Consider the following 22,985-nt stretch of genomic DNA (forward strand, 5'->3'; position numbering starts at 1 on the left):
CCGTTATCAGTGGAATTGCGTGAATGCTGTTTGTCAGGCGTCCCGGCGCCGGGACAACCCGTGTGTCAATTTGCCTGTGACGTCGCGCGGATGCGGGCCACGCTCGCCGCGACGTCCTGCCATGCCGGCTTGCCGCCCGCGAACTGCCGACGCAGATACGACACGAGTTCGGCGACTTGGGCGTCGTTGAAACTGTCGCGGTAAGCCGGCATCGTACCGAGTTCGGGCCGTGCAGGCGAGCCGATACCGTCGAGGATCACGCGAATCAGATTGTCCGGGCTCGCGCTGTGCAGATTCGTGTTGAGCGCTAGCGACGGATGCGCGCCGAACAGTTGCGGCCCGCTGCCGGTGTGATGACAAGCCGCGCATGCGCCGTCGAAGAGCCGCGCGCCGAGCCCCGCCGGCGCACCCGCGATCGTGCTGGCCTGCTCGACCTGTCGCGCCATCGCGGCCGGATCGGCGTTGGGCTCCAGCGGATTGAGCGACGCCAGATACGCCGCCATCGCGCGGATATCGCTATCGGGTAACGCCGCCAGATCACTGACGACGGGCGCCATCGGCCCCGCCGCGACGCCATGCAACGGCGCGTGACCGAAGCGCAGATAGCTGAACAGTTCGTCCTCGCTCCAGGGCACCGGCGCATTTGACAACGTCGAAAGCGCGGGCGCTTCCCATCCTTCCGCGACCCCGCCGCCCATGAACGCCGCACCGGTTTTCTCGGCGCCGAACGCGTTGCGCGGCGTATGGCAGGCGCTGCAATGGCCGAGGCTATTCACCAGATACGCACCGCGATTCCATTGCGCGCTCTGCGTCGCGCTGGGCGCGAACGTGTTGCGGCCGAGAAAGAGACCGTTCCACGCGGCCATCAGCGGACGCACGCTGAACGGAAACGCGAGCTTCGTTTCCGGCGCGCGGGAACGGACCGGCGTTTGCGACATCAGATAGGCGTAGAGCGCTTTGAGATCGTCGTCGGAAGTGTTCTTGAACGATGTGTAGGGGAACGCCGGATAAAGCCGATGACCGTCGCGGCTGATGCCTTGCCGCATCGCACGAACGAATGCTTCCAGCGACCAGTTGCCGATTCCCGTCAGCCCATCCGGCGTGATGTTGGTGCTGTAGATGGTGCCGAACGGCGTATCGAGCGGCCTGCCGCCGGCGTTCGGCACCCCGTTGTGCGCAGTATGGCAAACCGCGCAATTGCCGAGCGAGGCCAACAATTTGCCGTGCGCGACGAGCTCGGGCGCGAACGCGCTGGCAAGCGGCGGCGTAATCGGCGCGAGCGCGGGCGGCGCAAAAGACATTGCGCCGAGCCAGCCGGCCGCGCCCGCGGCAAACGCGCCGAGAAACCCCAGGCGCCAGCGCTTCCTTTTACGCGCCGCCGCGTCTTCGGCCTGCGCGTCGGCCAGCGCGGCGCGGATCGTCTCCGGCGTGAATGGCGGCCGCCGAAAGCGCACACCGGTCGCGTCGAACAGCGCATTGGCGATGGCCGCCGCGCCAGGCAGCGACGCGGATTCGCCCACGCCCATCGGCGGCTCGCCGTGGCGCGGCATCATCACCACGTCGATCACCGGCACTTCACGGAAGGTCAGGATCGGATACGCGCCCCACTCCTGGCTCGTCACCGCATTCCCGCCGAACGTCACGCGCTCTTTCAGCGCGCGGCTGGTCGCCTGGATCACGTTGCCGTGAATCTGATGAAGCACGCCGTCGGGGTTCACCATCGTGCCGCTGTCCTGGCCGACCACGACACGCGTCACCGCAAGTTCGCCGCTCTTCCGATTGACTTCGACGTCGGCGATCCATGCGGACCATGCCGCGCCGAAACCGGGGAATTTGCTATGCACGTAACGTGCGTACGCGACGCCGCGGCCACGAGCGATGTCGCTGTCTTGCTGAGCTTGCGGTTGAGCTTCTTCTTGCGCGGCGTGGCGAGGCTCCCAGCCGGCCTTGTCGGCGACGGCTTTGAGCAGTTCGATCGCGCGCGGATCGGTCAGATGCTTCAGGCGGAATTCGACCGCATCAACGCCCGCTTGCGCCGCGAGTTCGTCGATGAAAGACTCGTGCGCGAACGTGTTCGGCAATGCGGATACGCCGCGCAGCCACGAGGCCCGCACGATCGGCGGCGTGTCGTCACAGACGATGCGCATGCTCCGGTAGTCGTACGGCGGCACGGCTGTTCGGTCGCCCATCTCGAACACCTGCGGCTGCGCGGGAATCGTGCCGGTGAGCAGCAGCGCCAGCGTAGGCGCGTCGTTCGATGGATAGCGCGTCGCAAAGTCGTAGGCGGCCAACTCGCCTTCCGCGTTCAACGCGCCGCGCACGTCCATCAGTTGCGCGGCGCCTTTCGGCTCCCATGCATGTTCGTCTTCGCGGGAGAGCTGCACGCGCACCGGCGCACCGGTCGCGCGCGAGAGCAGCGCGGCGTCGGCGGCGACATCGTCGGCGCAATTGCGGCCATAGCAGCCCGCCGCGTCCATCCGCACGATCTCGATGTGCGCCTCCTCCATCGACATCAGCAGCGCAAGGTCGGCGCGCAGCGAATGCGGATTCTGTGTGCCCGACCAGACCTTCAACGCGCCGTCGCGATAGTCGGCCACGGCGCACGACGGTCCGATCGACGCATGCATCTGGAACGGCCACACGTAAGTGCGTTCGAGCGTGCGAGCGGGGTCTTGCGCGAGCGCCGCGTCCACGTCGCCGTCGATCACCAGGTCGCGCCGCGTGGCCGGATTCGCGCGCAACGCGGCTTCCACTTCGTCACTCGTCTCCAGCGGCGGCAAACCTTCGACCGCTTTCCACCGCACGTCGAGCCGCTTCACCGCTTGCTGCGCGACTTCCTCGCGCTCCGCGACGATGCCGACAAAGTCGCGAATCACCACCACCTTGACGATGCCGGGCAAGTCGCCGATGGAATCCTCATCGACCTGCAGCAGGCTGTTGCCCATGAAGTCGCCCTGCGCGATGCCCGCATACGGCGGGCGCACCACGCGGCCATGCAGCATGCCAGGCACGCGCACGTCATGCACGAAACTCAGTTCGCCGGTCGCCTTCGCGGGAATATCGATGCGCGGCGCGCTCCTGCCGACGATCCGGTAGTCGTCTGGGGACTTCAACGGCGCATCGGTGGCGAGCATCAGTTCGACGCGCCGCCCTTTGATCAGGTCACCGTATTGAATGTGTTTCGCCGCATCACCGCCGCGCTGAAACACGCGGCCGTCCTGCACCTCCAGTTGCTCGACGCCCACCTTGAAACACGTCGCCGCCTCCGCGAGCAGATATTGACGCGCCTGCGCCGCCGCATGCCGCAGCGGCACCGCTGAAATCTGGATCGTCGCGCTCGCGATCGTCGGCCCCTGGTTCGGCGCTTCGCCGGTGTGGCCGAGCACCATCGACACGCGCGTCAACGGCACATCCAGTTCTTCCGCGACGATCTGCGCGAGCGCGGTGCCGATGCCGGTGCCGAGATCGACGTGACCGTTGAACGCGACCACGCTGCCGTCGTCGCGCACGGCGAGAAACAGGTCCGCTTCGGTCGGCACGAACGACGAGCGCGAGCCCGGCTGACCGATCGCAGCCTTTACCGGCGCTTGCGGCGGCCGCGTGACGATCAGCACGCTCTGCGCGTCATAGAGCTGTTTGCGCGACGGTGGCGCGGCGCGTCGATCGATGCTGAAATCCGGCCCTGTCATGCACGCGCTCCTTCATGCGCGGCGAGCAATTCGGCGGCGCGCTGCACCGCGCGCACGATCTCGACGTGCGTGCCGCAGCGGCACAGGTTGCGCGACAACTCGCGCTGGATCGTCGCGACGCTCGGCCGTGGATCGCGATCGAGCAAGGCCTTGGCCGTCATGATCATGCCGTTCAGGCAATAGCCGCACTGCGCGGCCTGTTCCTCGATGAACGCCTGCTGCACCGGATGCAGCGCGGCGCGCGTGCCCAGTCCTTCGAGCGTCGTGATCTCGCGGCCCACCGCGACCTGCGCGGTGGTCACACAGGCGCGCGTCGGCATGCCGTCGAGCAATACGGTGCACGCGCCGCATTCGCCCAGGCCGCAGCCGAACTTCGGCCCGTTCAGCGCGAGGTCGTTGCGCAGCAGGTAGAGCAGCGGCGTGTCGGCGGCGGCGCTGACCAGATGTGTCGCGCCATTCACCTTCAGCACAAGCGGCGCCGGGCGGTTGATCACGATGCGTGCGCGCTTAGAACACCACCGGCACTTCGGTGGCCGGCGGCGTATTGCGGCTGCGGCGGCAGCGGATCAAACCGTCGATCATCACCATGCCCACGCCCGGAATGTCGCCGAGCTGCACACTTTCGAGCAGCGTATCGGCCGCCGTGTGTTGCGCGCGGTCCATGAACACGAGGTCGGCGGGACGGCCCACTTCGATCAACCCCTGGCGCAGATTGCGTTGCCGCGCGGTGTTGCCGGTCGCGAAGCAGAATGCGATCTCGGCGGGCACGTCGGCGAGGCTCGCAATCAGCGCGATCATTCGCAGGATGCCGAGCGGCTGCACGCCGGACCCGGCGGGGCTGTCCGTGCCGAGAATGATCCGGTGCGGACACTTCAGTTCGATCGCATGACGCGCGGTCAGCAAGGCGATCCGTTCGTTGCCGTTGTGGACGATCTCCAGCGCGCGGCTCGACTGCTCGCACAAATCGCACACATGCCGGTACGACAGCGACGTATGCCCGCCGTTGATGTGGCCGATCACGTCGGCGTCGGCGGCGAGCACCACGTCGCGATCGATCAGCCCCGAGCCTGGAATCGACGGCCCGCCCGTGTGAATCGTGCTTTGAATGCCGTACTTGCGGGCCCACGCGACCATCTGCGCGGCTTCCTCGCCGCCCTTCACGCTGCCGAGTCCGACTTCGCCGAGCAGCTTCACGCCTGCTTCCGACAGCTCCTTGAAGTCCTCTTCGACCATGCCCTTCTCGATCACGGGCGCGCCCGCCATTACCTTCACGCCGCCGCCGACACCCGCGCCGCGCATCCCTTCGAACGACCGTTGCGCAGTGATTGCCAGTGCCTTCACGCCGAGCACATCTTTCGGACGCCCAGGCAAATGCACTTCGCCGGCGGAGATCATGGTTGTCACGCCACCGTTCAAATTCGATTCGATCCAGCCCATCTGATTCTGGCGTGGCGTCCAGTCGCCGAATACCGGATGCACATGCGAGTCGATCAGGCCGGGCGCGACCGTCGTGCCTTTGCAATCGACCGTGGTGCGCGCGCCTTCGAGGTCGCAGTCCTTCTCCTTGCCGAGCGCGACGATCACGCCATCGTCGATCACGAGGGTGTTCGCGTCGAGAATCGGCTGGTCGATATCGCCGGATAACAGCAGCCCGATGTTCGTTACCGCGACCTTGCCCGACAAGCCTGCCAACGTCTCTGCTGCCATTTGCCTCTCCTTTCGCAACGATTGCCCGGCCACGCGGACGTGCCTGACGCACGCGCCGCGCGCCGCTGAATCACACGCTCAGATAAGCGCGCCTGACTGTTTCGTTCCGTGCGAGTTCGCCGATCGTGCCGCTGAAACGGATCTGCCCTTTTTCGAGCACATACGCGCGGTCGCTGACCAGCTCGGCGAAGTGCAGGTTCTGTTCGGACAACAGAATCGACAGCCCTTCGCGTTTGAGTTCGAGAATCATGTTCGCCATCTGCTCGACGATCACGGGCGCCACGCCCTCCGACGGTTCGTCGAGCAGCACCAGATACGGATTTCCCATCAAGGTGCGCGACACGGTCAGCATCTGCTGTTCGCCGCCGCTCATCTGCCCGCCTGGGCGCCGCGGCATTTCGCCGAGATTGGGAAAGAGGCGAAACAGCTTGTCCGGCGTCCATTGCGGCGCGCCTTCGCGCGGCGGCTGACGGCCGGCGTCGAGATTCTCCATCACGGTGAGATCGGCGAATACGCGGCGATCTTCGGGTACGAAGCCCATGCCCATCCGTGCGATCTTGTACGGCGGCAACGCGGCGATGTTCTGCCCGCGAAACGTCACCTCGCCGTGACGGCGCGGCAGCAGGCCCATCACCGCTTTCATCGTCGTCGATTTGCCAGCGCCGTTGCGGCCCATGAGCGCGACGACTTCACCACGGCCGACTTCGAGACCGACATCGAACAGGATATGTGCGCGGCCATAGAACGCATTGAGACCGGAGACTTTCAGCATCGGCTCGCTCATTGCTGTGCTCCCTGTCCTGCTGGTCTCGCCTCGCCGCCCGCCCTGTCATGCAGCGGTGCGTGCGGACGGAAAGTCTTGCCCGTGCCGAAATAGACTTCCTGCACGCGCGGGTCGTTGCGGATCGTGTCGGCATCGCCCTCGGCGATCAGCTTGCCGCGCGCCAGAACGATCATGCGATCGGCGTACGCGAATACAACGTCCATGCTGTGCTCGGTGAACAGAACGCCGATCCTGTGTTCGGTGACGAGCCGTTTGGTGAGCGCCATCAACTCGTTACGCTCCTTCGGCGCCATGCCGGCGGTGGGTTCGTCCATCAGCAGCAGCTTCGGACGGTTGGCCAATGCAATGGCCAGTTCGACACGCTTTACGTCGCCATACGCGAGCACGCCGCACGCGCGATGCGCGTCCGCGCCCATGCCAACCTGCTCGAGCAGCGCGAAGGCTTCGTCGGTGTAACGCGAGCCCGCGGACTTCCATAGGCCGAAGGTTTTGCGTTCGCGCGAAACCAGTGCCGTCTGCACGTTTTCCAGCACGGTCATCGAATTGAAGGTGGCGGCAATCTGGAACGTGCGGCCGACACCGAGCCGCCAGATATCGCGCGGACGCATGCCGACCAGCTCCTGACCATCGAGACGGATCGATCCTGACGACGGTGGCAACTGCCCGTTGACCATGTTGAAACAGGTCGACTTGCCCGCGCCGTTCGGGCCGAGCAGCGCGAGCAGCTGACCGGCTTCGAGATCGAACGAGACGTTGTCGACCGCCTTCAGACCGCCGAACGATCGCGAGAGACCGGAGACGCGCAGCAGGCTCATAGCCCCTCCTTGACCGCAGCTGCGCGTTGCGACGGCTGCGCGGTGCCCGTGTCTGCGGCGTCGGCGCTGTCGTCGCCGAAACGCTCGCGGATGAATCCGACAATTCCCTGCGGAAACGCGATCACCAGCAGCAGGATCGCGATGCCGAGCAACGCCTGCCAGTAGTCGGTTTGCCGCGCGACGGTGTCCTGCAGCCAGGTGAACACGGCCGCGCCGACGATCGGTCCGCTCAGGGTCTGCAAGCCGCCGAGCAGCACCATCACGAGGCCGTCCACCGAACGGCTCACGCTGATCACTTCCGGCGAGATCGTCCCCTTGGAAAACGCGTACAGTGAGCCGGCGAGCCCGCAAAACAGCGACGCGATCACGAACGCCGCCCACTGCACCCGCTTCACGTCGATGCCGATCGCCTCGGCGCGCAACACGGAATCGCGCGACGCGCGCATCGCATAACCCAGTGGCGAGAACAGCATCTTGCGCAGCAACCACACCCCGATCACCGCACAAACGAGCGTCAGATAGTAAAACGCCACTGGAGACGACAACCAGTTCGACGGCCACAAGCCCAGCACACCATTGCTGCCGCCAGTCACATCGTCCCACTGGAACACGACCGACCAGACGATCTGCGCGAACGCGAGCGTCAGCATCGCGAGGTAGACACCCGAGAGGCGCACGCAGAACCAGCCGAACACCAGCGCGCCGCCGACCGCCAATAACGGGCCGAGCAGCAATGCGGCTTCCATCGGCAGATTCAGCACTTTGAGGAACAACGCGGCGCCGTATGCGCCGAGGCCGAAGTAAGCGGCGTGGCCGAACGAATGCATGCCGCCCGGTCCCATGATGAAATGCAGGCTCGTCGCGAACAGCACGGCAATGAGTATCTCGACCAGCAGCACGGGCATGTAGGGAAACGCGTTAGCCGCGAGCGGCGCCAGCACGAGAATCAGCAACACGAGGGCGGCCAGCCATTTGAGCCGCTTGCCCGCCGAACGCAATGGCGTGTCCGGTGCCGCCATGCCGCGCACCACGGCGCTCGCACGGCCCAGCAGACCCCAGGGCCGCACCACCAGCACCACCGCCATCACGACGAATTCGGCCACTAGCGTAAAGCGGCTCAGCGACAAGCCGACGCCGAAGATCGTCACGTGACCAATGCCGATGCACAGCGCCTTGATCTCCGCGATGATCAACGCGGCGACGAACGCGCCCGGAATCGACCCCATCCCGCCCACCACCACCACGACGAACGCATTGCCGATCGTCTCCAGGTCCAGCGACAGATTCGCCGACATGCGCGGCCCTTGCAGCGCGCCACCAAGACCAGCGAGAAACGCGCCGACGAAAAACACGCCGGTAAACAACCACGCCTGATTGATGCCGAGCGCGCCGAGCATCTCGCGATCCTGAGTCGCGGCACGCACCAGCGTGCCCCAGCGCGTGCGCGTCAACGCATACCAGAGCAGCAGCAACACCACGGGTCCGATCACGATCAAGGCGATGTCATAAGTGGGCAGCGGATGACCGAGGAAATCGACCGCGCCGGCCAGATGTGGCGCGCGTGGCCCGAACAGGTCTTCCGGGCCCCACAGCCATAGTGCGGCGTCGCGAAAAATCAGCACCAGCGCGAAGGTGGCGAGCAGGTGGAACAGCTCGGGCGCCTGGTAGATGCGCCGCAAGACGAGCATTTCGACGAGCGCGCCGAGCACCGCGACCACCAGCGCGGCGGCCAGCACCGACAGCCAGAAGCCGGCCGCCGTCTGTCCGAAGCGGCTCGCGATGCTATACGCGACATAGATGCCGAACATATAGAACGAGCCATGCGCAAAATTGACGATGCGCGTCACGCCGAAGATCAGCGACAAACCAGCGGCGACGAGAAACAGCGTCGACGCATCGGCGAGTCCGTTGACCAGCTGTACCAGCAAATTCGAAAACATCGCGACCCTCGGCAGCTCGCCGGACAGCGCGTATGCGGCAAGCGCATACGGCACGACCGGCAGACGTTGCAGCGCATGCGGCCCCATGCGCGCACGCGTCAACGGCATCACACCCGTAGAAAGTCCCCTTCGGGGCCTGCGAAAATAACCGAAAGCAAAACTCAGCGCAAACCGTCCTCGCCTTTGATCTCACTCACCTGCAATCCGCCGATACGCGGCAGCGGCCGGCCCGACGCCGTCACCGCGACCGCCACGACGATTTCGTTGGCGCGCGGCGCGTCCGAGACGCGCGCTTCGATCGCATCGAAATGACTGCGCACGAAGGCGGCGTCCTTGTGGCCAAGCGGCACATCGATGGCGGTGCCGAGCGTGCCCATCTTTTTCGCCGACGGCACCAGCGCCGCGCCCTTCTCTACCGCCACCCGCAGCGGCGCGCCGAGCTTCGGATGCAGAATCGCGGCGGCGTGCTCCAGCTCCCCCGCCTCGCCAACGATGGCGGCCTTGCCATAGCTCTGCGCCTCGCCGGGCGCGATACCGAGCGCTTCGACGCAGCGCTTGCCGAGCAGCGCGCCCAACTCTTCACCGGCTTCGATCAACGCGTCGAGCTTGGCCTCGTAGCGGCCCGCATACGGATTGTCGATCACCGCGATCGCGACCGCGCGACGCGCGGGCGGATCGATTGCCTGGCCCATTTCAATACGTGTTTCGTCCACCTGCACGACCAGCTTGCGAAGCTTGATTGCCATTTCGCTCTCCGAGTTTCGATATTGCGGCGTTTTGCTGTGTGGATGCAATGCTTCAGCGCAAACCGTCCTGGCCCACGATCGCCTCTTTCGCGAGACCGCCGACGCGCGCATGCACGCGCTGCCCGGTGCTCATCACAAGGATGTAGACCAGTTCGTCCGCGGCGGGCGCGCCGGGCACGCGCACTTCGATCGCATCGAAATGGCTGCGCACGTAGCTCGCGTTGACGTGCGTGAGCGGCACGTCGAGCGCGCTGGACGGTGCGCCGACCTTTTTCGTCGACGGCACGATGGCGTTGGTCGGCACGCCGTTCTTCTCCAGCAACTCGCGCATCGCATAGCCGCCGGGCACATGCCACAGCGCGCCATGCTCGAGTTCGCCCCGCGAGCCGACAATCGCGCCCTTGCCGTAACTTTCGATCGACGCATGCGGCACATCCATCGCCGCCAGCAGACGCTGCGCCATATCGAAGCCGATCGGCTTGAGCGCTTCCATCGCGTGCTGGATGTTCGCTTCGTAGCGGCCCGCGAACGGGTTCATCATCACCGCGGCAATCGCGCCGCGTCTGAGCGGCTGCGCAGGCGCGGGGCCGAACTCGTGGAAGGTATCTTCGACGTGCGTCAGCACGCGGCGTATTTCGAACACGGAGCCTCCGTTGTTGTAGGCGCGCGCGACGTGAGCCACGCGCCGGTCTCGAGAATCCCGGCAACGCGCGCCCGCCCTTGCAGGAACAGCGCGGCGCCTTCGATCAAGCCTTGCACTCGCAGACGCTGCGCGGCCTCCACGCCGCGCGCGAGCGCGAGGTCGATCAGCGCCGGCGGCAATGCGGGGACGTCGACGGTGACGAGTTTGTCGCCGAGGTCGCTATTGTCTTTCAGCGACGAAGCAGGACGGCGCACGATTCCCACGTGTGCCGGGCCGTGCGCCAGTTCATCGTCCAGATTCACGGCATTGGCGATCATCGTCGCGGCGGCGTCGGCGGTGGCGGCGTCGCGAGCGAGCACGGTCACGCTGTCGGCGATGCCGAGACTGAAGCTGCGGCCGCGCCAGCCGCTGGTCGCGACGCCGCGCACCGGCAGGCCGGCGTCGAGCGTCAGTTCCGCGTCGAGCGCGTGATCGCGCGAGAGAGGTGCGCCCGAGCAGTTCGCGAGATCGGCGAATACGCCGACGCGGTACTGCTGGCCTTGAGCCAGATAAAGCGCGATGTCGCCGCCGTTGTTGATGAACGCGCGCGCGATGCCTTCGCGTGCAAACGCCGCGATCAGTTCATCGGCGACGCTGCCCGCCACGGCCGCCATCGGCGTGATGTACCGCGCGCGATGAGGATGGCACGCGGACCACATACGGCGCGCAACCGGGCCATGCAATACGGTGTCGTTCAGCGCGTCATCGATGTGTATGGGCTGCCGAAGCAACTTCAATTCGCCGACCAGCTCGGGCAACACGTCGACGAAACGCGCCCAGCACGCCTGATACGCGGCCTGCACCGCCGCGGGCTCGCCGTCCGCGCCGAGGATCAGATCGATCGGGCCATGCTGCCAATGCCAGCGGCGTGCATCGAGCCGGGTGCGGGTGGGGGTCATCGGATGGATCGCGTTCTCGTGTGAGCGGGTTCGTGTGATTCGCGCCGTTAGCCGAGCATCGGCGGCATCGCGGGCGGCCACGGATTGTCGGGATGGCGCGCCAGCGTGCGGCGCGAGAGCGGTGCTCCGTCTGTATGGTACGGCCCGTTCGCGAGAACACTCTCCAATGAGCGCACCGCGTCGAGATGGCCGCCGAGGTCGCGATACGCGTCATACGTCATCGTGAATTCGATCGGCGCGACGATCGCGGGCGTCGGCACCGTGCCGAACGAATGGTCGGGCATGCGCGAGACATCCACCATCACAGTGATGCCGCCGCCAGGCCATACGTACGCCGGGGCGCCGCCACAGGTCACGTTCACCTGCTTCTGTTTAATTGCGCGCGTGAGCAGCACCGGGTTCTCGGTCGCACCCGCGCGCAGACTGCCGCCCGCGCCGCCGAGAAACAGCACGGTGGCGAGCGACGGCTCGCAGTTCTCGCCAATGCGCTCGACCGTGCGGCGCACCGCGTCCGGCATCGGTGCGATGCGCGGCACGAGATCCTCGTCGAGTTCGTACCATTGTGCGTGTTCGCCGGTGGTCGACACCATCAGCAAACGCAGACCCGGTTTTGCAACGGCGGGATCGAAGCCTTCGACGATCGCGAGCGGGTCCTGAATGTCGGTGCCACCCCAGCCCGTGCCGGGATTCGCCACCTGAAAGTAGCGGCCGGGCGTCGATTTGCGTCCGCGAATCTTCAGACCCGAACGTGTCATGCCGAGACATCGGCCCGCCTGGTGTTCGGTGAGCACGCCGGTAATGTGATCGTCCACGACCACCACTTCATCGGCATGACCGAACCATTGCTTCGCGAAGATGCCGATGGTCGCGGAGCCGCAACCTACGCGCATGCGCTGCTCCTCCACACCGTCGACCACCGGCGCCGCGCCCGCGCGAATCAGGAGACTCGCGCCGCCGTCGATACTCAGCTCCACCGCTTGCTTGTTGCCGAGCGCGAGCATCATGTCGCAGGTCACGCGGCCTTCTTTCTTGCTGCCTCCGGTGAGATGGTGCACGCCGCCGAGACTTAGCATCTGCGAGCCGTATTCCGCCGTGCTCACATGGCCGACAATCTCGCCGTGGCAACGCACGTTCGATTGCTCCGGTCCAAGAAAGCGGTCTGTGTCGATCTTCACCTTGAAGCTGCAGTAGCTGAAAATGCCTTCGGTGACGACGGTGATCATATCGACGTCGTCGAGTTTCGAGGCGACGATGAAAGGCGCGGGCTTGTAGTCAGGATAGGTGGACGAAGCGCCGACGCCCGTCACGAACAGCGCCTGTTCGGTGGCAGCATCATGCGCGGCGGGCGATCCGCCAAACTCGACCGCAGCTTCCTGCTTTTGACCCGCTTCGTCAGTGGATGGCGAGCGAGCGAGAAACACGACGGGATCGACGCGAATCAGCCGCCCGTCCGCATTCGCATAACGATCGCACGCGCCGGTGCGTCCTTCGGAGATCTGGCACAGCACCGGGCACGCATTGCATTCGATCTTGTTCGACGCCATGCGCTCGCTGCGCGGCGCCGCCTTCTCGAGCACGGTCGGACCGGGCGTCGACGCGGTTTCGCCATCGACACCGTCCGCACCGAAATCGACCTTCGTATGTTCTGTCATGGCGGGTTCCCATACGACGACATTACAAGCGGTCCTGCCCGGCGACGAATCACCCTTGTTTCAGGGGATTTTCGTGTGACTCGCCTATTTTCATGTTGCGGTCACTCACCGTTCATGTAGTATCTTCTACACCAAACTTGATTGAAATCTACTCGATCAAAATTGAGTGTGCAACGAGTTTCCGGGGGGGGGCGAATGCTGCAATGCGGCATCATCATGCGAATCACGCTTCAATCTACGCCGATGCACGCGAACGCGCAGCACGTGCTTCGGCGGCCAAAGCGGGCTTATGATGGAAATGCGCCGTGTCCGGGGAGCTGGTCTGCACGGCTCGCGCGTAAGCAGTTCGACTGACGCCAACAACGAGATTCGAGACCACCATGAGTCCCACCGCCGCCCGCAAGCCGGGCGCCACCGGCATCCGTGCGAAACAGGCGCAAGACACGCGCGCCAAGATCCTGAAAGCGGCCATCAAGGTGTTCGCGAAACAGGGCTATGCCAGCGGCCGCGTCGAAAGTATTTCGAAGGCTGCGCGCTCGCACGATCGCATGATCTATTACTACTTCGGCAGCAAAGAGCAACTGTTCGTCGAAGTACTGGAAACGATCTACACGCAATTCAACGAAGCGGAAAGCAAACTCGATCTCGATCTGGACGATCCGGTGCACGGCCTCGAACAGATGGTCGAATTCGTCTGGCAGTACTACCTCGATCATCCTGAGTTCGTTACGCTGCTGTCGAGCGAAAACCTGCACCAGGGCAAGCATGCGAAAAAATCGCTGAAGCTCAAGGAAATTTCGGGCTACGCGATTTCCGTCGTGCAAAAGTTATTGGACGCGGGCCATGCGCAAAACGTTTTTCGCGCGGATATCAAAGCGCGCGACGTGTACCTGATGATCGCGTCGCTCGGCTATTTTTATAACGCCAATCAGTACACCCTGGGCGCGTTTCTCGGCGAGCCGTTGATGGAAACAGCGGCGCTCGCGCATTGGCGCGAAGTTATCAAGGATACGGTGTTGCGGGCGGTATCGTCCCGTTGATGCCACTTACGACAAGACGCACAGGTCGGCAGAACTCGTCGTAGGTTTAGCTGGAAGTGCCCGCAGGATTTGTCTGCGTCAGCAAATTGCCTGACGCATCCGAGGTCACATTGCTCCGCATATAAGAGGTGGGAAGTGACCACCATTAAGCGCGCCGATGAACGGCGCGCGTTTCTCACCACGACATGACAATCCGCTTTACGACTTCACGTCGCCCGCGGCCGCTGCGTCATCCTCGCGGAACAATTTGTCCGCGAGGTGGAACGCCGAATTGGCTGCCGGCACGCCGCAATAGATCGCGGTTTGCAGCAGCACTTCCTTGATCTGCTCGCGCGTGACGCCATTATTCTTCGCGGCGCGCAGGTGCAGCGCGAGTTCTTCGCTGCGATTGAGCGCGACCATCATTGCGATGGTCAGCAGGCTGCGCGTATGACGCGGCAAGCCGTCACGCGTCCAGATTTCGCCCCACGCATAGCGGGTGATGAAATTCTGGAACTCCTCGGTCAGCTCGGTGCGGTTCGCAAGCGAGCGATCGACGTGCGCGCTGCCCAACACCGCGCGACGTACGCCGAGTCCGGCTTCGTAGCGGTCTTCGTCGTTCATTTGGTCTCCGTCAGGAAGTCGAGCACGGTCTTCGTGAAAGCGTCGGCCTTCTCGATGTTTGAAATATGCGAGGCGTTCAGTTCGACATAACGCGCCCCCGGGATCGACTGCGCGAGTTCGCGGCCTTGCGCGGGCGTCGCGGCCAGATCGTGCGTGCCGCTGATCACCAGCGTCGGCACCTTGATGCCGGCCGTTTCAGGGCGCAGATCGGTTGCGTCGATCGCATCGCAATTCGATGCATAGCCCTCTTTGTCCGTATGCACGAACACGTCGCGGATCATCGCCAGCACGACCGGTTCGCGGTCGAAATAGTCGGCCGTGAACCAGCGCGGCAGCACCGCGTCAGCCAGCGCGAGCATGCCTTCGCTGCGAGCCTTCGCGGCGCGCGGCACCCAGACTTCCGGCGAACCGATGCGCGCGGCCGTGTTGCAGAGCACGACACGTTCGAAGCGGTCGCCGTGACGCGCGGCCAATGCCACGCCGGTCAGGCCGCCCATCGACAGTCCGCAGAAATTCGCGCGGGCGATTTTCAGCGTATCCATCAGGCCGAGCACGTCGCCGGTCAACTGGTCGATCGTGTACGGACCCTTCGGCGCTTCCGAATGGCCGTGACCGCGCGTGTCGTAGCGCAGCACGCGGAAATGTTTGGACAGCGCCGCGACTTGCGGCGTCCACATGGACAGATCGCTGCCGAGCGAATTCGACAACACGATCCACGGCGCGTTGCCGTGACGGTCGCCGTCGATTCGATAGTGAAGCTCGGTGCCGTTGACTGCGGCGTAGGGCATGCCGGTTACTCCTTGGAATGGGCGCGCTCAGCGCGCGAGGTGTGAAGTGCCAGCGCGGCGTCCACATAAGCGTGCGCCTGGCCGACGTATTGAGCGGGGTCGAGCAGCTGCTTCAGGCGCTCGAGCGGAAGATGTGCGGTGACGGCGGCGTCGGCGGCGAGCACCTCGAAGAGCGTCTGCCCGTCGCGGATCGCGGCCTTCGATGCGCGTTCGACCAGATGATGCGCGTCGAGCCGGCCGATGTTGTCGCCGAGCGCAAGCATCACGGCCTCGCCGAGAATCAGGCCGTGCGTGACGTCGAGATTCGCGGCGAGGCGCGGCACGTTCACGTTCAACCCGGCCGCGATCTGCTGGATATTGGCGAGCGCCCCGCCCGCGAGGCGCGCGAGGTCCGGCAGCGCGTCCCACTCGGCTTGCCAGCCGCCGAGCGCGCGCTCGTGTTCCTGGACCATGCCGGCGAACACCGTGGCGACCAGCCCCGGCGCGCGCGTGGCAGCGGTCAGCACGGCCGCGCAACCGACCGGATTGCGTTTGTGCGGCATCGTCGACGAACCGCCTTTGCCGGCCGCGGCGGGCTCGGCGAGTTCGTCGATTTCGGTTTGCATCTGCAGCGAGATGTCTCGCGCTATCTTGCCGAGCGTGCCGATCAGCATGCCGAACAACGACGCGGTTTCGGCAATGCGGTCGCGCTGCGTGTGCCACGGCAAAGTGGGGACTGCCAGGCCGAGCTCTTTCGCGAGCGACTGCGTGACTTGCGGCGCGGCATCGCGCAGACTCGCGAGCGTGCCCGCCGCGCCGCCGAATTGCAGCACCAGCACGCGAGCACGCAGCGCGTCGAGCCGCTCGCGATGACGCAGCAGCGCGTCGAGCCATTGCGCGAATTTCAGGCCGAGCGTGATGGGCAGCGCCTGTTGCAACCAGGTGCGGCCGATCATCGGCGTCGCGCGATGCGCCGCCGCGAGTGTCGCCACGGCGTCGCAGGTGACTTGCAGACCATTGTCGAGCAGATCGAAGGTGTCGCGCAATTGCAGCACCGTCGCCGTGTCGATGATGTCCTGGCTCGTCGCGCCCCAGTGCACGTATTTCGATGCCTCGGCGTCGGCCGCCTTGACGCGCGCGGTGAGCTGTTTGACGAGCGGAATGGCGAGGTTGCCGCCGAGCGCGGCGTCGCGCGCAAGCGCGTCGGCGTCGAGCTGGTCGGCCTGGCAGGCCGCTTCGATCGCGGCCACGGCGGATTGGGGAATCACCCGGTGCGCGGCCGATGCGCGCGCGAGCGCCGCTTCCACGTCGAGCATTCGTTGCAGCGTCGCACGCGGTGCCCATATGTCGTTCATCGGCTGTGTGCCGCAAAGAAGGCCGGTTAGACGGGCGCTGGAGTCGAGCATGATGACGTCGAGAGTCGAGGGAATCGGGAATGAAGATTTGGCGCGGCTTGCCGAACGCGCCGCGACACGCTGCGTTGGACGCAAGCGTCGAGTCGAGGCTCAACGCGACACATACCGCTCAGCGCCGCATGCACTGTAGACAACCTGGCGCACGCAGCGTTGCGGCGTATTGTGCGCCAAACGCGGCCGACATGTCGTTCAGGTTGGCAGGCCGGCGGGGATGAGGCTCATGACTCATCCTCACCTGGCGTCACCCTGAGACGCCGTGCGCCGCGTCGAGCCGGTGCGTTGCCACTCGCTCACCGTGGTGGCGCGCAGACAGCTCAAGGCGCACAACGCCCACGCGTTCGCGTCAGGCCGCGCGAGCCGCTTGCGTGCCGTCGATCAGCGGCACGCCGGTCAGCTTGTGCAGCGCATCGAAATCGATGTCCGAGAAGATCTCGCGCACCACGAGCCCCTGCTCGGTGACGTCGATCATCGCGAGGTCAGTGTAGATGCGGTCGACGCAAGCCACACCCGTCACCGGATACGTGCACTCGGCGGCGATCTTGCTTTCGCCCTGCTTGGTGAGGTGCTCCATCATCACGTAGACCTGCTTCGCGCCGATCGCCAGATCCATCGCGCCGCCGACCGCGGGAATCGCATCGGGCGCGCCGGTGTGCCAGTTCGCCAAGTCGCCCTTGGCCGACACCTGGAAGGCGCCGAGCACGCAGAAGTCCAGATGGCCGCCGCGCATCATCGCGAACGAATCCGCGTGATGGAAGTAAGCGCCGCCCGTGAGCAGCGTGACGTGCTGCTTGCCGGCGTTGATCAGTTCGTCGTCTTCCTCGCCCTTGGCGGGCGCGGGGCCCATGCCGAGCAGGCCGTTTTCGCTGTGCAGGAAGATTTCCTTGTCGGCGCCGAGGTGGTTGGCCACCAGCGTCGGCACGCCGATGCCGAGGTTCACGTAAGCGCCTTCGGGGATGTCCAGCGCAACGCGCTTGGCCATTTCATCGCGGGTCAGTTTTTTCATGTCGGGTCTCCGGTTCAGGCGGCAGCGTCGTGAGGATTGGGCATCGGCGCGTGTGCCGCTTGCGGCACTTCAATCACGCGTTGCACGAAAATGCCCGGCGTCACGATGTTTTCCGGGTCGAGCGCGCCGAGCGGCACCACTTGCGACACCTGCACGATCGCGGTTTTGGCCGCGCTCGCCATGATCGGGCCGAAGTTGCGCGCGGTCTTGCGATAGACCAGGTTGCCCCAGCGGTCGCCCTTATACGCCTTGATCAGCGCGAAGTCCGCATGCAACGGCGACTCCAGCACGTAATGCTTGCCGTCGATCAGACGGGTTTCCTTGCCTTCGGCGAGCTTGGTGCCGTAAGCGGTGGGCGTGAAGAAACCGCCGATGCCCGCGCCCGCCGCACGGATGCGTTCCGCGAGGTTGCCTTGCGGCACCAGTTCGAGTTCGATCTCTCCGGCGCGATACAGCGCGTCGAACACGTACGAGTCGGTCTGGCGCGGGAACGAGCAAATGATCTTGCGCACGCGCTTCGCCTTGAGCAGCGCCGCGAGGCCGATGTCACCGTTGCCCGCATTGTTGTTGACGATGGTGAGATCGCGCGCGCCCTGCTCGATGAGCGCATCGATCAGCTCCGACGGCATGCCGGCCGTGCCGAAGCCGCCGATCATGACGGTCGCGCCGTCGTGGACGTCGGCGACGGCCGATTGAAGTGACTCGAAAATCTTGTTGATCATGTCGAATTTCCTTTTGGGGCGCTGCGTGCCGCCGAGCTGGCCGCCTTGGAATGGCAGGGCTTGCGGGACGGTCTCCGGGCCAATGCGGGCGGCGGCTCGCCGATAGGACTGCGGGCTGGCGCCTTGGGTTGATTCACTGTCGATTTGTTCGTTATATGAACATGGATTCGTTTAGCGAACGCTCAGGCGATTATGGTTGTCCTTCGGGCGGCTTGTCAAGGCAGGGAAATCCCCTTAATCATAGGTTCTTGTCCGCGATATGGGCGGGTTCATTGCACTCGGCGAGGCATCGCACGGGCAAGGCGCAAGCTCACGGTCGCCCCTCGTCGCGCCGCCGGGCGCAGAGCCAAAAGCAAAATCGCACTATCCTCCAAGGCGATTTTTCAACTACCCTTTATGCCAAAGGCAGATAGCCGCCCGCAAGCGCCACTCCCAGCACCACACGCCCATAAAAGCATGTCCGAGACACATCTGGATTTGAACCTGATCCCCTATCTGGTCGCGATGGAAGACGCCCGCAACGTGAGCCGCGCCGCCGAGCAACTCGGCGTCAGCCAGCCGCGCGTGAGCACCGCGCTGGGCCGCCTGCGCGAATACTTCGACGACCCGCTGTTCGTGCGCACGTCCAAAGGCATGGAGCCCACGCCGCGCGCGCTCGCGATCCTGCCCGCCGCGCGCGACGCGCTGCTGCGCATCGAGAAAGGCATGCTCGACGTGCAGGAGTTCGATCCCGCCACCAGCACCCACACCTTTTCGATCGCGCTGTCCGACGTCGGCGAAATCGTCTTCCTGCCGCGGCTTCTGCAACTGTTCGCCGAACGCGCGCCGTCCGCGAATCTGCGCTCGGTGACGCTGTCGCCCTCGCAGGTGGAACGCGGGCTCGAATCGGGCGACGTCGATCTCGCGGTCGGCTATTTCCCGGATCTGGCCGGCAATAACTTCTTTCAGCAACGGCTCTTCACCCACCGGTTCATCTGCCTGATGCGCTCGGGCCATCCGCTTTCGAAAGCGCCGCTCACGCTCGCCCAATACGTGGCGTCGGGCCATGCGGTCGTACGCGCCGAGGGCCGCAGCCAGGAAGTCCTCGAACAGTACCTGGAGAAGAAGCGCATCAAGCGCCGTGCGGTGCTCGAAACGCCGCACTTCATGAGCCTGCCGTTCATCCTCGCGCGCAGCGATCTGCTCGCGACGGTGCCGCACGCGATCGGCTTCGCGTATGTGTCCGAGCATGCGTCGATCACGCTGGTCGAGCCGCCGCTGCCGTTGCCGCGCTTCGATCTGCGCCAGCACTGGCATCGCAAGTTTCATAACGATCCGCGCTTGAGCTGGCTGCGCGGCGTGGTCGCCGAACTGTTCAACGACGCGATGGACGAGTGGCCGAAGTGAAGCGCTCCCGCAGCAACCGTGCTTAGGGCCTGCTTCGCGGCAACGGCGGTCGCTGGCGACGCGCCCCGACAGCGAAAGGGACATCGGCACGACTGAACGCGAAACATGGAACAATGGCCGCACTCATTGACCCCGCGCGCCCGTGAGCGTCGACGCGCGATCCCGGAGGAGCAACGCATGACCAGCAGCAACGAAAACAAGACCCAATCCGCAGTGGAACGCCCGAGCCGCGACGAGGCGGAAGCCGCCGTGCGCGTGCTGTTGCGCTGGGCCGGCGACGATCCGCAACGCGAAGGCCTGCTCGACACCCCGGCGCGTGTAGTGCGCTCCTATGAGGAGTTCTACGCGGGCTACCAGGTCGACCCGCGCGAGATCCTTGCCCGCACTTTTTCCGAAGTGGACGGCTACGACGAAATGATCGTGCTGAAAGACATCCGCTTCGAAAGCTATTGCGAACACCACATGGTGCCGATCATCGGGCGCGCGCACGTCGCGTATCTGCCGCAGCATCGGGTGGTCGGCATCTCGAAGCTGGCGCGCCTCGTCGATGCGTTCGCGAAGCGGCTGCAGATCCAGGAAAAGATGACGGTGCAGATCGCCGATACGTTGAACGAAGTACTTCAACCGGCGGGCGTCGGCGTGATCCTCGAAGCCGCGCATCAGTGCATGTCGACGCGCGGTGTGCACAAGGCCGGCGTCACGATGGTCACGTCGCGCATGCTCGGCACGTTTCGCACGGACCCGTCGACGCGGCGCGAATTTCTGTCGATCGTCGGCAATCCGGGCGCTGTGGCGATCGCCAATACCTGAGCGCGGCGGCGTAGCCGCAACGGCCGAACGCGTGGCCGCTCACGTCGTGCCGCGCGGCCTGCGCCTGCGGCCGAACGTGGCAAGCAGCACCGCGCCCAGCACGCACGCGACGCCTGCCAGTTGCGCCACACCCACCGGCTCGCGCAGCACGAGCGCGGCGAACGCCACTGCGCTTACCGGCACGAGCGCGGTCGTCAGTCCGGCTTCCGCGCCGCTGATGCGCGCGGCGCCCGCATACCAGAGCAAGAAGCCCAGCACGGTCGGCACGAGCGCGTAATAGAGCACGCCGCGCAGCGCGTGCGCATCGACGGGCGCACGCCACGGCGTCTCGAAGCAGGCCGGCACCAGCGCCACCGCGAGGCCGATCCCGCACATCAGCGCCGACAGTGGCAGCGGCGCGACCGGCGTGCGCAGCTTGCGGTTGAGCAGGATAAACAGCGCCTCGCAGACCACCGCCGCGAACACCAGCGCGTTTCCCGTCAGCGAGCCGCCCGCGTGCGGCGCGGCGAGCTCGCCGCCAGGCACGGTACACACCAGCACACCCGCGGTCGCGAGAACGATCGCGCCGAGCAGCGCAGGCGCGGGACGCTCGCCGAGTGCAAGCATCGCGACGCCCGCCGACACAGCGGGCAAGGTGCCGGCGATCACACCGGCATCGGCGGCCGACGCGAGCCTCATCCCGCTGATGAGCAGCACCGTATAGCCGACGCTGCCCGCGCCGGCCTGCGCGATCACGAGCAAGGTATCGCGCCGGTCGAGGCGCGGCCAGCGCACGCCGCGCCAGCGCATGATCAGCACGAACAACGGAAACGCAATCGCGAAGCGCAGCGCGGTTGCGCTGAACGGCGGCAATCCAGCGGCGATCGCCTTGCTGACCACCACCGTGCTGCCGACGCCGAGCATCGCCAGCGCGCAAAACAGGCATCCCGCGTAGCGCGAGTTCATGGTGTTGTCCTGTCGGTTGAGAAGGTTGCAACGCGCCCAGATTAGGTGGACTGGCGCCCACAGTCTTGAACGAAATTGCAGAGCCCCCCTGAGCTGACGGGCCCGGCATGCGCCCGTGGCCGATCGCGCTCGAACGATGGCGGCAAGCTCGCGCTCCCCGCGTGCCGCCCCACACAGAGCGTGCCGGGGCGGAACCGGCAGGCCGCTGCCAACGGCCTTCCGCCACGCAATCCATCGGGTATCCTGAGCGGAGGACGCATCGGGAACAGACTTTGCATCTACGCTACGCAGTCCGCGCAGCACGCCGGTCAACCGCATTAATAAGGAGCGCCTCAAGTGGTAGCCTTTCCGTCTTCGGCGGTGTCAACCTGGGGCGGCGCAGTTGTATTCCTCAATGTCCTGCTGACACGTCTCGGCGTGCCGATCCCGGCGGTTCCCGTGCTGCTGTTCGCGGGGTCGGCGATCGCTGCCGGCACCCTGTCCTTCTGGCCGATTCTCGGCGCGGCGGTGTTCGGCGCGGTACTCGGCGATGGCGCCTGGTTCACCGCCGGCCGCCTTTATGGCCGCAAGCTGCTCGCGATGCTCGGCCGCCTGTCTCCCGCGGTCGATCTCAGAGTCGAGACCGCACGCTCGCTGTTCGAGCGCTTCGGCGTCCCCCTCGTGTCGATCTCGAAGTTCGTTCCGGGGCTCGGCTTCATCACGCCGCCGCTGATGGGCACGACCGCCGTCGACATCCGCATTTACGCGGTCTGGGATCTGGCCAGCGCGCTCGCCTGGGCGACGTTCTGGCTGCTCGGCGGCGCTGCCGCGCAACGGGAGCTGCACATGCTGCATGACTTCGTCAAGTCGCGCGGCGGGACGGTCGCGGATATTCTCGTGGGCGCGGCGCTGATTTTTCTGCTCTACCGTCTCTACCAGCGACGCCGCGAACGGCGCCAGCTCGCGGACGCCACATCGGCACAACGCGCCGCCGGAGGATGGCGCCGCATCGCGCCGTCGCTCGTGCTCGACGCGCGCCCGGACACGCCCGCGTTCGAGCCGCGCCGCATTCCCGGCGCGCTGGCGCTCGACCCCCACTCGCCCGAGCAGATCGACGGCGCGCTGCGCGCGCATGACATAGTGATTTACTGCATCTGCCCGGATAGCGCGACCGCCGTCGAGGTCACGCAGCGCATGCGCAGCAACGGCTACACGCGGATTCGCGCGCTGCGTGGCGGGCTCGATGCGTGGCAGCGGCGCGGCTTTCCCGTCGAAGCGCTTGCGCCAGCTGACGAACCCGGTATCGGCAAACGCGCGCCGCCGCCACGCGGCGACGCGCGCGGTGCGATCACGCTGCGCGGGTTTGCGCCGCGCAGTAGTGCGGGGACGTGAAGGGCATGC

At 65.6% G+C, this 22,985-nt stretch carries 20 protein-coding genes; 4 read left to right on the top strand and 16 right to left on the bottom strand.

The genetic code is table 11. The features are described from left to right. Positions 1 to 65 precede the first annotated feature (65 nt). The 10 genes from HV770_RS21400 to HV770_RS21445 all read right to left on the bottom strand — a co-directional run bounded on the left by HV770_RS21400 (position 66) and on the right by HV770_RS21445 (position 12,914). On the bottom strand, positions 66 to 3,689 hold the full coding sequence (locus HV770_RS21400; protein WP_175162755.1) for a molybdopterin cofactor-binding domain-containing protein: 3,624 nt from the start codon (positions 3,687 to 3,689) through the stop codon (positions 66 to 68). Next, the gene (locus HV770_RS21405; RefSeq protein WP_121323964.1) at positions 3,686 to 4,180 is read right to left on the bottom strand and encodes a (2Fe-2S)-binding protein; all 495 of its coding nucleotides are present in this window, start codon (positions 4,178 to 4,180) and stop codon (positions 3,686 to 3,688) included. The genes HV770_RS21400 and HV770_RS21405 overlap by 4 nt, the downstream gene beginning before the upstream one ends. Before the next feature lie 16 nt (positions 4,181 to 4,196). Further along, positions 4,197 to 5,396, bottom strand: coding sequence for an amidohydrolase family protein (locus HV770_RS21410; protein ID WP_175162757.1), 1,200 nt, complete (start codon positions 5,394 to 5,396; stop codon positions 4,197 to 4,199). Positions 5,397 to 5,466: 70 nt separating this feature from the next. Then, a complete protein-coding gene (locus HV770_RS21415) occupies positions 5,467 to 6,180 on the bottom strand; it encodes an ABC transporter ATP-binding protein (protein ID WP_175162759.1) in 714 nt (237 codons plus the stop codon). Next, positions 6,177 to 6,995: an ABC transporter ATP-binding protein gene (locus HV770_RS21420; protein WP_121323523.1), complete on the bottom strand. Its 819-nt coding sequence runs from the start codon at positions 6,993 to 6,995 to the stop codon at positions 6,177 to 6,179. The genes HV770_RS21415 and HV770_RS21420 overlap by 4 nt, the downstream gene beginning before the upstream one ends. Then, positions 6,992 to 8,935: an ABC transporter permease gene (locus HV770_RS21425; RefSeq protein WP_175163035.1), complete on the bottom strand. Its 1,944-nt coding sequence runs from the start codon at positions 8,933 to 8,935 to the stop codon at positions 6,992 to 6,994. The genes HV770_RS21420 and HV770_RS21425 overlap by 4 nt, the downstream gene beginning before the upstream one ends. Positions 8,936 to 9,096: 161 nt before the next feature. Then, complete coding sequence (locus HV770_RS21430) at positions 9,097 to 9,681, bottom strand: amino acid synthesis family protein (RefSeq protein WP_175162761.1); 585 nt, start codon at positions 9,679 to 9,681, stop codon at positions 9,097 to 9,099. 52 nt (positions 9,682 to 9,733) lie between these two features. Further along, complete coding sequence (locus tag HV770_RS21435) at positions 9,734 to 10,324, bottom strand: amino acid synthesis family protein (protein ID WP_175162763.1); 591 nt, start codon at positions 10,322 to 10,324, stop codon at positions 9,734 to 9,736. Further along, a complete protein-coding gene (locus tag HV770_RS21440) occupies positions 10,300 to 11,262 on the bottom strand; it encodes a UPF0280 family protein (RefSeq protein ID WP_175162765.1) in 963 nt (320 codons plus the stop codon). Before HV770_RS21440 ends, HV770_RS21435 begins: the two co-directional genes overlap by 25 nt. A gap of 47 nt (positions 11,263 to 11,309) precedes the next feature. Further along, a complete protein-coding gene (locus HV770_RS21445) occupies positions 11,310 to 12,914 on the bottom strand; it encodes a 6-hydroxynicotinate reductase (protein ID WP_175162766.1) in 1,605 nt (534 codons plus the stop codon). A gap of 380 nt (positions 12,915 to 13,294) precedes the next feature. On the opposite strand from HV770_RS21445, the gene HV770_RS21450 reads away from it, so the two are divergent. Beyond that, a complete protein-coding gene (locus HV770_RS21450; RefSeq protein WP_175162768.1) occupies positions 13,295 to 13,954 on the top strand; it encodes a TetR family transcriptional regulator in 660 nt (219 codons plus the stop codon). 198 nt (positions 13,955 to 14,152) lie between these two features. On the opposite strand, the gene pcaC is transcribed toward HV770_RS21450, so the two are convergent. The 5 genes from pcaC to HV770_RS21475 all read right to left on the bottom strand — a co-directional run bounded on the left by pcaC (position 14,153) and on the right by HV770_RS21475 (position 18,464). Next, positions 14,153 to 14,557, bottom strand: a complete 405-nt coding sequence (pcaC, locus tag HV770_RS21455) for a 4-carboxymuconolactone decarboxylase (RefSeq protein ID WP_121323529.1) — start codon at positions 14,555 to 14,557, stop codon at positions 14,153 to 14,155. Next, positions 14,554 to 15,345: a 3-oxoadipate enol-lactonase gene (pcaD, locus tag HV770_RS21460; RefSeq protein WP_175162769.1), complete on the bottom strand. Its 792-nt coding sequence runs from the start codon at positions 15,343 to 15,345 to the stop codon at positions 14,554 to 14,556. Before pcaD ends, pcaC begins: the two co-directional genes overlap by 4 nt. A gap of 5 nt (positions 15,346 to 15,350) precedes the next feature. Beyond that, positions 15,351 to 16,730 carry a 3-carboxy-cis,cis-muconate cycloisomerase gene (locus HV770_RS21465; protein ID WP_175162771.1) on the bottom strand — a complete coding sequence of 460 codons (1,380 nt, stop codon included), beginning with the start codon at positions 16,728 to 16,730 and terminating at the stop codon, positions 15,351 to 15,353. A gap of 352 nt (positions 16,731 to 17,082) precedes the next feature. Beyond that, positions 17,083 to 17,742 (bottom strand): 3-oxoacid CoA-transferase subunit B, encoded by a 660-nt coding sequence (locus HV770_RS21470; protein WP_121323532.1) that lies wholly within the window; start codon positions 17,740 to 17,742, stop codon positions 17,083 to 17,085. Positions 17,743 to 17,756: 14 nt separating this feature from the next. Then, the gene (locus HV770_RS21475; RefSeq protein ID WP_168662589.1) at positions 17,757 to 18,464 is read right to left on the bottom strand and encodes a 3-oxoacid CoA-transferase subunit A; all 708 of its coding nucleotides are present in this window, start codon (positions 18,462 to 18,464) and stop codon (positions 17,757 to 17,759) included. Positions 18,465 to 18,920: 456 nt separating this feature from the next. Here HV770_RS21475 and HV770_RS21480 point away from each other — a divergent pair, with 456 nt between their 5' ends. Both HV770_RS21480 and folE read left to right on the top strand, forming a co-directional pair. Then, positions 18,921 to 19,850, top strand: coding sequence for a LysR family transcriptional regulator (locus tag HV770_RS21480; RefSeq protein WP_121323534.1), 930 nt, complete (start codon positions 18,921 to 18,923; stop codon positions 19,848 to 19,850). A gap of 177 nt (positions 19,851 to 20,027) precedes the next feature. Further along, a complete protein-coding gene (gene folE / locus HV770_RS21485; RefSeq protein ID WP_175162773.1) occupies positions 20,028 to 20,660 on the top strand; it encodes a GTP cyclohydrolase I FolE in 633 nt (210 codons plus the stop codon). A 39-nt stretch (positions 20,661 to 20,699) separates the two neighbouring features. On the opposite strand, the gene HV770_RS21490 is transcribed toward folE, so the two are convergent. Beyond that, positions 20,700 to 21,605, bottom strand: a complete 906-nt coding sequence (locus HV770_RS21490; RefSeq protein ID WP_175162775.1) for a DMT family transporter — start codon at positions 21,603 to 21,605, stop codon at positions 20,700 to 20,702. Positions 21,606 to 21,941: 336 nt separating this feature from the next. Between HV770_RS21490 and HV770_RS21495 the strand changes: the two genes are divergently transcribed. Then, the gene (locus tag HV770_RS21495) at positions 21,942 to 22,976 is read left to right on the top strand and encodes a VTT domain-containing protein (protein WP_175162777.1); all 1,035 of its coding nucleotides are present in this window, start codon (positions 21,942 to 21,944) and stop codon (positions 22,974 to 22,976) included. Positions 22,977 to 22,985: the final 9 nt, after the last annotated feature.

The sequence above is a fragment of the Paraburkholderia fynbosensis genome (genome assembly GCF_902859935.1).
Lineage (GTDB): Bacteria > Pseudomonadota > Gammaproteobacteria > Burkholderiales > Burkholderiaceae > Paraburkholderia > Paraburkholderia fynbosensis.